At 42.6% G+C, this 13,781-nt stretch carries 8 protein-coding genes; 5 read left to right on the top strand and 3 right to left on the bottom strand.

Annotated elements, in window-relative coordinates:
• The first annotated feature begins 35 nt into the window (after positions 1 to 35).
• A complete protein-coding gene (gene secA, locus Q0Q74_RS01435; protein WP_294427802.1) occupies positions 36 to 2,807 on the top strand; it encodes a preprotein translocase subunit SecA in 2,772 nt (923 codons plus the stop codon).
• An 82-nt stretch (positions 2,808 to 2,889) separates the two neighbouring features.
• Here the strand turns inward: secA and Q0Q74_RS01430 are convergent, their stop codons facing one another.
• The gene (locus Q0Q74_RS01430; RefSeq protein WP_294427801.1) at positions 2,890 to 5,337 is read right to left on the bottom strand and encodes an ATP-binding protein; all 2,448 of its coding nucleotides are present in this window, start codon (positions 5,335 to 5,337) and stop codon (positions 2,890 to 2,892) included.
• A gap of 71 nt (positions 5,338 to 5,408) precedes the next feature.
• On the opposite strand from Q0Q74_RS01430, the gene Q0Q74_RS01425 reads away from it, so the two are divergent.
• From Q0Q74_RS01425 to flgE, 4 genes are all read left to right on the top strand, one after another.
• The gene (locus Q0Q74_RS01425; RefSeq protein ID WP_294427798.1) at positions 5,409 to 6,173 is read left to right on the top strand and encodes a precorrin-2 C(20)-methyltransferase; all 765 of its coding nucleotides are present in this window, start codon (positions 5,409 to 5,411) and stop codon (positions 6,171 to 6,173) included.
• 134 nt (positions 6,174 to 6,307) lie between these two features.
• Positions 6,308 to 7,783 carry a flagellar hook-length control protein FliK gene (locus tag Q0Q74_RS01420; protein WP_294427796.1) on the top strand — a complete coding sequence of 492 codons (1,476 nt, stop codon included), beginning with the start codon at positions 6,308 to 6,310 and terminating at the stop codon, positions 7,781 to 7,783.
• A gap of 76 nt (positions 7,784 to 7,859) precedes the next feature.
• Positions 7,860 to 8,327 (top strand): flagellar hook assembly protein FlgD, encoded by a 468-nt coding sequence (gene flgD / locus Q0Q74_RS01415; protein WP_294427794.1) that lies wholly within the window; start codon positions 7,860 to 7,862, stop codon positions 8,325 to 8,327.
• 29 nt (positions 8,328 to 8,356) lie between these two features.
• Positions 8,357 to 9,748 (top strand): flagellar hook protein FlgE, encoded by a 1,392-nt coding sequence (gene flgE / locus Q0Q74_RS01410; RefSeq protein ID WP_294427792.1) that lies wholly within the window; start codon positions 8,357 to 8,359, stop codon positions 9,746 to 9,748.
• 183 nt (positions 9,749 to 9,931) lie between these two features.
• Here flgE and Q0Q74_RS01405 read toward each other — a convergent pair whose 3' ends face one another.
• Together Q0Q74_RS01405 and Q0Q74_RS01400 are read right to left on the bottom strand one after the other, a co-directional pair.
• Positions 9,932 to 12,484 (bottom strand): penicillin-binding protein 1A, encoded by a 2,553-nt coding sequence (locus tag Q0Q74_RS01405; protein WP_294427790.1) that lies wholly within the window; start codon positions 12,482 to 12,484, stop codon positions 9,932 to 9,934.
• Positions 12,485 to 12,731: 247 nt separating this feature from the next.
• The gene (locus Q0Q74_RS01400; protein ID WP_294427787.1) at positions 12,732 to 13,757 is read right to left on the bottom strand and encodes a hypothetical protein; all 1,026 of its coding nucleotides are present in this window, start codon (positions 13,755 to 13,757) and stop codon (positions 12,732 to 12,734) included.
• Between the last annotated feature and the right edge of the window lie 24 nt (positions 13,758 to 13,781).

The following is a 13,781-nucleotide window of genomic DNA, read 5'->3' as shown; positions in this document are numbered from 1 at the left end:
CTAACTTCTGACATTTTTGCTATATTTATAGAACTATGTTAGACAAAGTTTTATCCGTAATTTTCGGCTCACAGAATGAGCGTGATGTTAAAAAGTTAATTCCAATCGTAAAGGCAATCAACGAAAAAGAAGAATGGGCAAAATCACTTGCTCCAGAAGATTTTCCTAAACAGACACAGATTTTCAAAGAGAGACTTTCAAATGGTGAATCTCTTGACGATATTTTGCCGGAAGCGTTTGCTCTCTGTCGTGAAGCTGCATTCCGCGTGCGTGGAGAGCGTGCTTATGACGTTCAGCTCATGGGCTCAATCAACCTACATCAGGGTAAAATCACCGAAATGAAAACTGGTGAAGGTAAAACTCTCGTGGCTGTTGCTCCGGCTTACCTCAACTCACTGAGCGGAAAGGGCGTTCATGTCGTTACCGTAAACGATTACCTTGCTGAGCGCGATGCAAACACAATGCGCCCGGTTTTCTCATATCTTGGTGTTACTGTAGGAACGATTCTGTCTAACATGGACAACGCTGTCCGAAAAGAAAACTACAACTGCGACATCACATACGGAACTAACAACGAATTCGGTTTTGACTACCTGCGCGACAATATGCAGATTGAAATGTCTCGCAAGGTTCAGCGTGGATTCAACTATTGTATCGTTGACGAAATTGACTCTATCTTAATTGATGAAGCCCGAACACCGCTCATCATTTCTGGTGCCGGCGAAGACGATACTTTCAAATTCTACGAAGTTGACAAATATGTTGATTTGTTCGAAGAAGCAGAAAAAGACCCAAAAACAGACGACTACTATGATGAAGTCGAAATGACTCCAGAAGAGCGGGCTGCGCTCAAAGGTGATTACAAAATCGATGAAAAATCAAAGCGCGTTTCTTTCACTGACAAGGGTATGAACAAAATCGATTCAATCCTTCATCAGCATAATTTGATTGCTCCTGAAACAACTGTTTTCGATGAAGAGAACTTTGAATATGTTCACTACTTCACTCAGGCAATCCGCGCTCACCGTTTGTATAATAAAGATGACGAATATGTAGTCCGTGACGGCAAAGTTGAGATTGTCGATGAATTCACAGGTCGTATCCTTGAAGGCCGCCGCTATTCAGACGGTTTGCATCAGGCAATCGAGGCCAAAGAGCATGTAAAAATCGCTCAGCGAAACCGCACTATGGCTACCGTTACATTCCAGAATTTCTTCCGAATGTACACAAAACTTTCCGGCATGACCGGTACTGCTGCAACTGAGGCCGTCGAGTTCCAGAAAATCTACAAGCTCGACTGTGTTGTAATTCCAACAAACCTTCCTGTCGCTCGAGTTGACGAGCAGGATGAAGTTTACCTCAATGAATCTGATAAATGGAACGCAATCGTTAAGGAAATCCGTGAGGCTCACACAAAAGGACAGCCGGTTCTGGTCGGTACAGTTTCTGTCGAAAAGTCAGAGCATCTTTCGGCACTCCTTACACGCAACGGAATCAAGCATGAAGTTTTGAACGCAAAGAATCACGCTCGCGAGGCTTTGATTATCGCAGAGGCTGGTGCAAAAGGTGCCGTCACTGTCGCAACAAACATGGCTGGTCGTGGTACCGATATTAAGCTCGGTGGAAGCTATGAGCAGCGTGCATTGAGCAAGGTCGGAACAGAGGCATCTCCAGAAGAATATCAGGCAGCTGTCAAAGCCGAAAAAGAAAAGTGGCTCAAGGACTACGAGGAAGTAAAAGCTCTCGGCGGTCTTTATGTAATCGGTTCTGAGCGCCATGAATCACGCCGAATCGATAACCAGCTCCGTGGTCGTTCTGGCCGACAGGGTGATCCAGGACGCTCAAAATTCTTCATTTCCATGGACGATGATTTGATGCGCTTGTTCGGTGGCGACCGAATGAAGAACATCATGACAAAAATCGGTATGGAGCCTGGTGAACCTATCTATCATCCATGGCTTACAAAGGGAATCGAAAAGGCTCAGAAGAAAGTCGAAGAGCGAAACTTTGAAATCCGTAAGAATTTGATTGACTATGACGATGTTTTGAATGAGCAGCGTGAATTCATCTATCAGCAGCGTGACTCAATTCTTGAAGACGATAATTTGAGCGAAAGAATCATGGCAACGGCCAGAGATTACCTCAACGACTGGTTCTATGACTTTGCACATACAAAAAAGGGTGAGGGAGTCAAAGTTCTCACAGAGAACATCAAGAATAATTTCGGCGTAATGCTTCCTCCAGAAATGCTTCATGAAGAAAAAGTTCTCTCGCTTTTGCAGAATGACATCACCGAAAAAGAAACTCTGGTCGGACACGAGCAGTTCAATATGTTCATCCGTTATCAGTACATTCAGGCAATTGACCGAAAATGGCTCGATCAGCTCGAATATTTGGACGGATTGCGTGAAGCAGTCCACTTGCGCTCTTATGGTAGCAAAAATCCTCTTACTGAATACAAAATTGACGGCTTTAACCAGTTCGATGCAATGATTGAAAAAATCCGTATCGAAATCGCTGGCCGCGTATTCAAGGTTCGAATCCAGATTAATCCTGTTCAGCAACCACAGCGAAAGGCATTGCAAGGTAATGCACAGCATTCTGAAGCACAGAGCATGAGCGAAGCTGCGGCACAGGGCAGGGGTGAAGCAATGACAAGAAACGCTCAGGCTGCCGCAAGCCGTACAATGGCAGGAGCAAGCACCGGTCAGAGCGTCACTGTCGTAAGAAGTGGCCCAAAAGTTGGCCGTAACGACCCGTGTCCATGCGGCTCGGGGAAAAAATACAAAAATTGCCACGGACGATAGTATGGGGCAGTTCCTGAAAATCTAATCCTGTAATTTGATGGGGAGTGCGGATTAATCGCGTTAAGTGTTAATCTGTGCTCCCCTAATTTTCTATAAGCCTTTCAAGCGTTTCGTAGAGAAGTTCTGCATCAATTGGTTTTGATAGATGTGCATTTAATCCTGATTGCAGGCTTCTCTGAACATCCTCATCAAAGGCATTTGCCGTAAGTGCGATAATCGGAATAGTTTTTGCATCTTTTCTGTCTAGGGCACGAATTGCCCTTGTGGCTTCAAGTCCGTCCATTTCTGGCATTCGCATATCCATAAGAATCGCGTCGTAATATCCTTCTGGTTTTCCGTTGAATTTTTCGACAGCGATTTTTCCGTTTTGTGCACGCTCTGCTTCCATTTCCCTAATCTGAAGAACCATAAGAATTATCTCTGCGTTTACATCCATGTCTTCAGCGACAAGAATATGCCTTCCTTTTAAATCTGCCTTATTTTTTGTTTCATCCTGAAGTTTATCTTGCTCTTCTGATTCGCAATTCTGCTTGTCTGAATCTGTAAGTGTAAGCGTGACGGTAAATGTTGAGCCTTTACCTTTTTGGCTTTCTACCTGAATTTCGCCGTTCATCATTTCGACAATGCTCTTTGTGATTGACATTCCAAGACCAGTGCTTCCATATTTTGTTTTTGTCGAAAAATCTTCCTGACTGAACGGATCGAAAAGTTTTGAGAGAAAGTCCTGACTCATTCCAATTCCCGTGTCTTTAATCACAAAGCGGAATACTGATTTTCCGTCATAATGCTGGATTTGTTCAACGCTGAAACTGACTTCGCCGCCTTCAGGTGTGAATTTTACCGCATTTCCAAGGATATTAATCATGATTTCTTTTAGACGCATGTCATCGCCGACATAGTAATCGAAGCTGCTTTTTTGAATTTCCTGCTTCCATGTAAGATTTTTTTCTTTGCACTGACTTCCAATCATTACATTGATTTGTTCAAGCAGTTCGGAAAGAGAGAAAACTTCTTCCCGTAATACCATTCGACCTGCCTCAATTCTGCTCATATCAAGAATGTCGTTTATGATATCGAGAAGATGATCCGCAGATGTGCCGATTTTTTCGAGATATTCACGGGTTTCGCTCGATATAGTTTGGTCGCTGAGGGCAATTCTGTTTAAACCGATGATTGCATTCATCGGGGTGCGTATTTCGTGGCTCATGTTTGAAAGGAAGGCCGTTTTTGCACTGTTGGCGCTTTCTGCGGCTGAAAGTGCATCCCTGAGGGCCTGACTTTGTGTAAGCGTTCGCCGTGTTTCTGCATCAACATCCGTGAATCCAAGACCGATTGCGTGAACAATATGGTCATCACGGTCTTCTGGATGCCTCACTCCTGCAATCCGCATCATTTCGTAAGATTCGATTCCATTTCGGTTTATCATGTAGCGGAAAGTGATGATTCTCTCATGTTCTAGAGCCTGCCGAACTGAGTTCGGGTTTACGAAATTAAGGAAATCTGCGCGGTATTTTTCGGTAACATAGGCATTTGCATAAGCCGTAAAGGTTTCAATGTATTTAAATTGCTCCCCCTGATGAAGCCCGTTATCGAGCTGGGAATGTGCCTGATAGCAGATTCCAGAATTTTCGTCAAGATTGATGTAATAGACGCTTCTGTACTCGGAAGAAAGGGCTGTAATCATGCTGTTTGCCTGAGAATGAATGTTCCGGGTGTAGGTGTGAAGCCCTTCTTGTACCTGATGAATCCGCGCTGCAAGGGCAGACACCTCATCTTTATGGAAGGTTTCACAGGGTTCCTGAACGGCATCGGGATTTATTTCCAGTGTGAGTTCGTCCACATCCTTTGCGACATCTGAAAGTTCAGAAATGATGGTTTTTATCTGTCTTCGAAGTCTTGTTGTTGCAATCAGAACCAAAAGCACGCCCAGGACTATTGAAATCATGCTGCTGAAAAGAATTGAATGAGTCTGCTTTGAAATTTGCTCATCGTACCATTGCGCTGAAAAATCAACTGCTACGATTCCCGCGACTTTTCCTTCAGAATCAAATACTGGGCTGTATGAGCTGTAAAAACGCCCCCAGTCATCAGTATAAGGCTCTTCATCAACGCTTGGCTTGCCTTTGCTCGCGGCATAAAGTGCGTCCGTATATACTACTGGGTCGCCGAAAATGCCCGGATCTTCGATAGTAGGATCAACTGTAAACGAAAAATGTTTATCTCCGTCATCGTGTACGCAGTAAATGTATTTGAGGTCGATATTATTTTGGAAAAAAGCGAGCGTGTCATTGATTTTTTGATATTCTTCGCTTCCCTTGTCTTCTGCTTTGAGATTTTTGAGAATATCTCCGTCCAGCATGTCTGCGGCAGTGTTTGAAATGTCGAGCATACGGTTTTGAATCAAAATTTTTAATGCTGAGCGGGAGGTATCCGTAAGCATAAAACCAAGAAAAATATTTGCCGAAAGCAGCAAAACTGAGACTGTAATCGCAAATTTCGTAGCGAATCCTGGTAATTTTTTTCCTGCCATGCCTTTAAGTATAAGCCAGAAAATGTATTTTTGGTAGATTTTTTTCTTAAAGGATATGATATACTCATTCTGTGTTGAAAAAAGAATCAAATACTGTTCAAAATAAAAAATCCGGAATCTTTTATGCTGTGAGCTGCGGTGCTGGAAATGCGGAGTTGCTCACCTTACAGGCAGTCCGTGTCTTGAAAGAATCCGAAGTCATTTATTATCCGCAAAGTGAAAGAAATTCAATCGCACTTGATGCAATTAAATCTCTTGAAAATGAAATAGATTTGCCCACCAAAAAGCTGATTCCGTGCATTTTTTCAATGACGGACAGCAAGACCAAATCCGATTCCGAATATGAAAAAATTGCCGCGGAATGTGCAGACTTTCTCAAATCAGGGAAAAATGTTTCAATGCTCTCAATTGGCGATGTTTCGCTTTATTCAACTGCCGGCCGCCTGTCTTCCATTGTCAAAAAGGCTGGTTTCGAAGTCAAATTCATCGCTGGTGTCAATTCTTTTTCTTCCGCGTCGGCTTCTTTTGGGCTCTCTTTGTGTGAAAAAAACGAGCCTCTTACCGTGCTTCCCGCAGATTCGTTTTTCAAGGAGTCAAAGTTAAAATCGGCATTGGAAGGCGAAGGAACAAAAATCCTTATGAAAATGGGCCGTCATTTAAAAGAAATAATTTCACTTTTAAGCGAGATGGATTTGATTCAATATTCGCTGCTTGTTCAAAAATCGAGCCTTCCTGATGAAAAAACTTTTTTCGGCAACGAGATTTTGAGCATGAGTCCTGAGGATTTTGAAAACGCCTATCTTTCGCTGATTATCATAAAAAAACACTCAGAATAATGTGAAAAATATTCAACATTTCCTCAAAAAAATACGATGATAGAAGAGTAGACATCGAAAATTTTATCAGAGGCTGTTCATAAAAACGACGGCTCTGTTGCATAGTTTTCTTGTTAAAAAATGGGGGATGTGCCATGAATATTCTTTCAGTTTCTCAATTACAGACACAGACAGTTCATCAAGATTCGAGAGCGCAGTTTCAGTCTGAGCGTGATACAAATATTGACTCGAATAAAGCTTCCTTTGCGAAAGCACTGGATGAAGCGAGAAAATCTAATTCTTCTGAGCCTGAAAAAACTGAGGAAAGAAAGCCGGCCGATGAAAATAAAGTCGCCAAAAACGAAAGTCGTCCTGAATCTGACAAAGAAATCGATGATTCTGAAAAAGACGCAAAAACTGAAAATCGTGAGAAAAATTCAAAGATTGCAGAAAAAGACGGCAAAAACGCTGACGAAAATGAAGATAAATCAGCTGGTCTCGGTTCATCTGAGGAAGTCGCGGCAAGAATCCAAAATCTCAATAATATGATTCAAAAAAATGAGCTTTCTGATAGTGAGTCTGTCAGCGAAAATGGAAATATTGCTTTAGAAGATACTATTGAGATTGACAGCAAAATGATTTCATGGCTCTCATCTTCAAGAGTTGATGATTCTAATGAAACTATGTCATCCGAAGATTTCGCGAAGATGATTGATGCCGCCGTTGAATTCATTCCTGGATTTGAAAGTGAATCCGAAAAACTTGAATCAGCACAGAATCTTGCGGCAAATGACCCTCAATTTTTCCTTGAGAATATTGCCACTGAGCTTTCTGATATAAATGCGGCCGGAACTGTAAAAACAGAGCTGAATTTAGATGACACAAGAAAAAATCTTGCTTCAAAAGAGACAGATGAAAAGAAGAAGGGCGCAAAACTTTCAGTACATGATTTGAGGACAAGGCATCTCGTTGATGATGCCGCTGATAAAAATGCAGCGAAAATCGCATCGGATAAAGTTGTCCAGAAATCAGCTGAAAAGAAAGAGATAAATCTTTCAATGCAAAAACAGGCTGACGGAGCCATGCAGATGACAATGGAACTGGCCGCTCGTGCACAGGAGAACATTACTTCTTCATCTGCTCAGGTTGCGGGTGCTTCAGGTTCTGATTTCCAGCAGATGCTTTCAAATGCAGTTCAGGAAAACGCACCGGAATTCGTAAAAGCTGGAAATATCGTCCTAAAAGACAACAACCAGGGCTCAATCAATCTGATTTTGCGACCAGAAGGCTTGGGAAATGTAAAAATTTCACTGAACCTAGATGATAAAAATCTTTCTGCACAGATAACTGTTCAGACAAAAGAGGCAATGGATGCTTTCCGTGAAAGTATTCCGAGTTTGAAACAGGCTTTTGCCGAAAGCGGCTTTGAAACCGGCAGTTTTGATTTGAATTTCTCAAATAATCAGAATCAGCAGGGCTTTGCGCAGGGAGATGGCAGCCAGAATCAGCAGAATTCGGCAATTTATGCTCAGAAAACCTACGGTGATTTCGTCACAACAGGCACACTTTCTGCCGAAAATACACCAGATTCCTATGGTGACGGAGCATATGGAATCAATATTGTGGCGTGAGAATTTTATAAAGTCGGGAATCTGAATGCCGATATTTGAAGTGTAGCGTTTACTACGCTATATGTGGGGTAAAAATATGGAAATGACAGCAGCTAACATCAACACAACGATGAGCGCTCAGGACAAGTTCAAGGTCGATAATGTTGTAAATGGTTTCAACAAGAAGCTTGACGCTGAACTTCGACAGGGCAGAGTCGCGAGCAATGAACTTGGAAAGGATGACTTTTTGAAGCTTTTGATGGCTCAGATGACGAACCAGGATCCGACAAGTCCGATGGAGAACACTGAATTCATCGCACAGATGGCACAGTTTTCATCATTGGAGCAGATGACAAACATGAGTCAGAATTTTGAGAGAATGACTTCAATGTTTAATTCGAGCGAAGCTCAGAGTATGCTTGGTCACACTGTTCAGATTGACCTCGGAGCAGAACAGACAACGACTGGTGTTGTTGAGGCTGCAACAAGAGGAACTTCCCCACAGGTGCAGGTGAACGGTATGTTCTACGATATGAATAAAATCAAGGCTGTTTACGGCTTCTAAGAATAAGAAAGGAAAAAGAGGGTAGCTATATGATGAGATCACTTTATTCTGGCGTTTCTGGTTTGCAGAATCATCAGACACGAATGGATGTAATCGGCAACAACATTGCCAATGTAAACACAACTGGTTTCAAACGCGGTCGTGTTAATTTTCAGGACATGATCAGCCAGCAGCTTCAGGGGGCAGCAAAACCAACTGAAGAGAAGGGTGGTGTTAACCCGAAAGAAGTCGGACTTGGTATGACCGTTGCTGCAATCGACACAGTTTTCACACAGGGAAACCTTCAGTCAACAGGTATCTCTACTGATATTGCAATTCAGGGTAACGGTTTCTTCATTGAGAAGAGCGGTGAAAAATCTTACTACACTCGTGCTGGTGCTTTCTCACTTGACCAGAACGGAACTCTTGTAAATCCTGCAAACGGAATGCGCGTTCAGGGTTGGATGGCTCGTGAGCTTAACGGAGAAATGGTTGTTCAGACAGCTGCAACTCCGACAGATTTGACAATTCCTGTAGGTTCAAAAGACCCTGCAAAAGCTACTCAGAATATCAATTTTGCCTGCAACTTGAACAAAAATACACCTGAAATTCCTGAGAATGCAACTGAAGCTGATGTCGCAAAAGGAACCTGGAACACTGAATTCAAAATCTATGATTCATTCGGTAACGAGCATCTTTTGAATGTAAACTTCACTCGCGTCCGCGGAAATCCAAACCAGTGGAATGCAAGTGTTCAGATTGATCCGGACAATGCTGATTTCACACAGACTCGCGTAGGATTGGGAACAACTGACGGTGTAGAAAACACATTCACAGTTTCATTCGACAATAACGGAACTTTGGCTTCTGTTACTGATTCAGCAGGAAACGCTTCTAATCCGAATGGTGAAATCATCCTTCAGGCTTCATACACTGTTCCTGATTCAAACGCTGATGCAGACGGAAATCCATACCGCCAGACAATGAACATCAACTTGGGAACAATCGGAAGCATGATTAACACTGTAACACAGAGTGCTTCTGCAAGTTCAACAAAAGCTTTCTATCAGGACGGCTATACATTGGGCTACCTTGAGAACTTCAAGATTGACTCAACTGGTTCAATTACAGGCGTTTATTCAAACGGTACGAACCGCACAATCGGTCAGCTCGCAATGGCAACTTTCGCAAACCAGAACGGTCTCGAAAAAGCTGGTGACAACACTTATGTAAAGAGCAACAACTCTGGTGAGGCAAAAATCAACGCGGCAGGAATCGCTGGTGCCGGAAATCTTTTGGCAGGTGCATTGGAAATGTCGAATGTCGATTTGACTGAGCAGATGACTGATATGATCGTAACTCAGCGCGGTTTCCAGTCAAACGCAAAGACAATCACGACAGCAGATACACTGCTTGAGACAGTCTTGAGCTTGAAACGATAATACAATTCATAAAGCATAATTAATAATGCAGAATGAAAACCACAGATTACACAGATGACACAGATTGAAAATTAAAATCTGTGAAATCCGTTACATCTGTGGTTTTATTTTTTGAGTGCTTTTAAGAAAGATTTCACTTGATTAAAACTCTCTGTGCCCTCTGTGAGGAATTTAAGCGAATTATTAATCCAAAAGATAGTTGTAATCAGGTGCGTTGCCGAATTCGTCTTCTGCAAGGAAATCGTAAGAAGACTTCATTGATTCATCGAGTTCATTTTCGGCATTAAGATTGAAAGAAAGCGGTTCATGGTCTTTGATAATCAAATCGCTTGCAAAACCCGCCCTGTAAAGTTCCTGTTCAAGCCTGTAAATACCAAGAATTCTTCCTGTTGAATTGCCTGAATGTACAGTACAAAGCTCCGTAGGCTGAGTTCCATCAAGGAAGGTGAGGGCGATTTTATGCTCACCGCAGTCTTCGGTTGGAAGTGCTCCGCTGATTGAGCAGACCGTAACTTCAACAGTTCCGTTTGAAGGCTTTGGGAAGTCTTTGAAAGGAAGACCGTCATGTGCTTTCTGCATGTAGCTTGCCATTGCATAACCAGCAAGAGTAGAGCCTGTGAGCTGAAGACCGAGTGACTGACCCGGCTTATCAAATCCGAACCAGAAAATTGATGTTATGTAAGGCGTAAAACATGCTGTCCATGCGTCGGCCCAGTTCTGTGTTGTTCCTGTCTTTCCAGCGGCTGGAATCGTGAATTTTTTGCCTTTTGAATCACGATATGTGAATTTTGAGCCATTGCCGGTAGGACCAGCCAAACTACCCGATTTAACTGTATTTTCGAGAAGTTTTGTCATTACATGGGCTGTTTCAGGTGAAATTATCTGCGTAGAATCACCTTTTGCCTGTTGTCTTTGACGGAGTTCTTTTTCTGGATTTAAGAATACATTGCCGTTTTTATCTTCAACGCTTCTGATTGCAAGAGGAACGACTTCTTTTCCGCCGTTTGCAAAAATTGCATATGCGTGGGCAAGTTCGATTGGGCGGACTGAACAGACACCAAGACCAATCGGGTAGCCAGGAACGAATCCTCTGTATGGAATCTCATTTTGTGGGATTCCGAGCAAATCAATTGCCCTGTTTATAGCCGTATCAAAACCGATTCCGTCAAGAATTTTGAGTGAAGGAACATTCATAGAATGAGCAAGCGCGTACCAAAGCTCAACATCGCCTTTCCATTCTCCACGGAAATTCTGCGGGATATAGGGCTTACCGTCAGCAGTATGGAATACGACCGGTGTATCTGAGATGATTGTGCTGGGCGTGTACTGCCTTGAATCAATCGCCGCACTATAGTAAAGCGGTTTGAAAGAAGAACCTGGCTGCAGTTTTGCCTGAACTGCCCTTATGAACTGATTTTCGCCGTCAAATTTGCTTCCACCGACAAGAGATGTGATGTAACCGGTAGAATTCTCGATTGCAATCATCGTGCCTTCGACAACATTTTTTCCGACATTTGATTTTGCGACTGCATTTGCCTTGTTTGCGACACCTACTTTTAGTGAGTCGATTCCGCACACCAGAGAAAGGACATCGACAATCGGATTGATTGTCTTTGTATATGTAGAAAGTGCAAGTGCTTCATTTCGCTGCTCTGAAACTTTTAGCTCACCGAGGTTGAATGCCAGTGTCAGAAGCTCTGTAATCGGTGTATAGACCTTAAATGCTTCGGTCTGTCGTTCTGTGCTTGAGCGCTGGTAAGTTCTGTTTGCGTATGCAATGTAGCGCTCCATTGTGTTCTGGGCCGCAATTTGATTCTTGAGGTTGAGCGTTGTGTTTACAGTGAATCCTGAAGAATAAATATCATCGGTACCGTAAATCATGTCAGAAAGCTCTCTGCGGACATATTCCGAGAACCAGGGAGCATTATCGTCTCGTGAACGAATCTGAGTGTTTCCTGTGCGTGTGTAGTCGAAATTAGCCCAATAATCATCAAAGGAAGTATCAGACTGTTCCTGTGTAATCAAGCCTGATTCTACCATTGCTGAAAGGACATACTTCTGTCTGTCCATCGCACGGTTTGGATATTCAAAAGGATTATAGTGTGCCGGGTTTGAAAGCTGAACGACAAGAATTGCCGCTTCTGCAGGAGTGATTTCTGTGGCATCATGACCGAAATAGTATTTGCTAGCGGCATTTACACCATAAGTTCCGCCACCGAAATAGATTTTGTTTAAGTAAAGCTCAAGAATTTCGTTTTTGGAGAAACGACGCTCCATTTGGATTGCCCACCAGAGTTCCTTTAGCTTTCGCATGTATGACATGTCGCGTCTGTCGCAGTAAAGCGTTCCGGCAATCTGCTGAGTGAGCGTTGAGCCGCCTCCAAGCGAAAGATGCAATGCCTGACCGACAACCGCTCTGAAAAGTGCCTTGACTGAAAATCCGTGATGCTTGTAGAAGATTCTGTCTTCGCGGGAAACGAGTGCATCAATCATGTGCTGAGGAAGCCTGTTGATGCTTATAATCTCGCGTTTTTCCTCGCTTGCAAGTTCTGTAATAAGTTCACCGTTAATGTCGAGGATTCTTGTTGGAAGAGCCGTATCAAATTCTGTGAAATTTTCGTTATCAATTATGTATTTTGTATTTGAAAGGGCAAGGCCGAGCGAAATACCAAAAACCGCCGCACAGAAAAAAAGCCCTGAAATCATTAGGATTGTAAACTTGCTCGTTTTTTGCATTGATATAGAATACAATTTATAGAAGATTGTGTAAAGATAAAAGAAAAGGGCTGTCTTGCGACAGCCCAGTTGCCCATCAGGCAAGTCGGGCACCAATGGGTGGGAGGGGATAATTGCGTGCCCGACTATTATATTATCGCTATAAAGTGCGAAAATCTTTAGTGGAATTGAAAAGATTTTTAAGAGATTTTGAAATTTTCCGATGTGAATAGAATTTTTTAACGAAAAAGTGAAGTCAAGCTGATATTTATTCTTCTTCGGTAACGCTTGCGTCTACATTCAGGTTAACTGAATAGGTGCGTCCATTGAGAACAGAAAGAGTTTTTACGATTTCGTAGTCAGCCAAAAGGAATTTGACCTTGTGCTCGCCCTGAGTGATTGCCATAGGCTCTTCTGTAGCACTGACAGGCGTATCGTCAAGGAAAACTTTTGTATCTTTTGGGCAGAGGATTTTTAAAAGCGGCTCGATTCCACGGAGTTTTACTGACAGGGAAGTGGTTTTAGCCTGTTCAATTCTGAAGGTTCTGAGCTCGTTTCGGAAAAAATCACTTACGACAGAAAGATGATGCTCTCCTGTGCTGAGGAGCTGGGTTTCGTAATTTTGAACCGGAATATCATCGATGAAGACAGAGATTTTCTTTTCGCTTTCAGAAAGTGATGATGCTGCAGAAGAATCTGGCGGTTCAATGCTCAGATTGAGCTTGCCTTTGTTTTTGAGAACGGGTTTTGCCGTAATTTCAAGAACGGAATTTTCAAGGCTTTCAGGAACCCCTTTCATTACCATCATGAAACGCAGGAAAAATCCCTTTTTATAATTTTTGAAAACAGGGAGCTTTGTGGAATAGGGCGTGTCCTTGATTGTAAAATCGTTTGATATAGGGATATGCAGCGTGAGTGACAACTTTCCCGGCAGCGTATCAAGATGAATGCGTTCTCCGTAATAGTTGAGGTTATTTTCACTTGGAACCGGATTTAAATTGTCGTAGAGAGTATATGCTACTGAGTCCCGCCAGGTCGCGATTAATTCAGGAATTTTGAAACTCAGCTCAAGCGCACTGATGTATGTTAAATCTTCGGGAAGGGTGACAAAAAGTGCGTCATTGATTCCGCTTTCAACTGTGATTTTATCGTCGATTTTTGAGAGTTCAATGGGAATTACTTTTCGGACACGGAAATTTTCTGAAAATGAAAAAGCAGCTCCCAAAAACAGAAGCGTGCAGAGAGAAAATTTCTTTTTGTTTGCGGCAAAGGCCTTGAATCTCAATGAAAGCATAAATATAAACAGTTAAGCAAATTA

Source organism: uncultured Treponema sp., assembly GCF_946187725.1.
Lineage (GTDB): Bacteria > Spirochaetota > Spirochaetia > Treponematales > Treponemataceae > Treponema_D.
This window is presented reverse-complemented; position numbering and strand designations above follow the sequence as displayed.

Bases quoted from the DNA above. Each gene is read 5' to 3' on its own strand.
- flgE (WP_294427792.1), top strand. From the start codon at position 8,357: ATGATGAGATCACTTTATTCTGGCGTTTCTGGTTTGCAGAATCATCAG.
- Q0Q74_RS01400 (WP_294427787.1), bottom strand. From the start codon at position 13,757: ATGCTTTCATTGAGATTCAAGGCCTTTGCCGCAAACAAAAAGAAATTT.
- Q0Q74_RS01430 (WP_294427801.1), bottom strand. From the start codon at position 5,337: ATGGCAGGAAAAAAATTACCAGGATTCGCTACGAAATTTGCGATTACA.
- Q0Q74_RS01420 (WP_294427796.1), top strand. From the start codon at position 6,308: ATGAATATTCTTTCAGTTTCTCAATTACAGACACAGACAGTTCATCAA.
- secA (WP_294427802.1), top strand. From the start codon at position 36: ATGTTAGACAAAGTTTTATCCGTAATTTTCGGCTCACAGAATGAGCGT.
- flgD (WP_294427794.1), top strand. From the start codon at position 7,860: ATGGAAATGACAGCAGCTAACATCAACACAACGATGAGCGCTCAGGAC.
- Q0Q74_RS01405 (WP_294427790.1), bottom strand. From the start codon at position 12,484: ATGCAAAAAACGAGCAAGTTTACAATCCTAATGATTTCAGGGCTTTTT.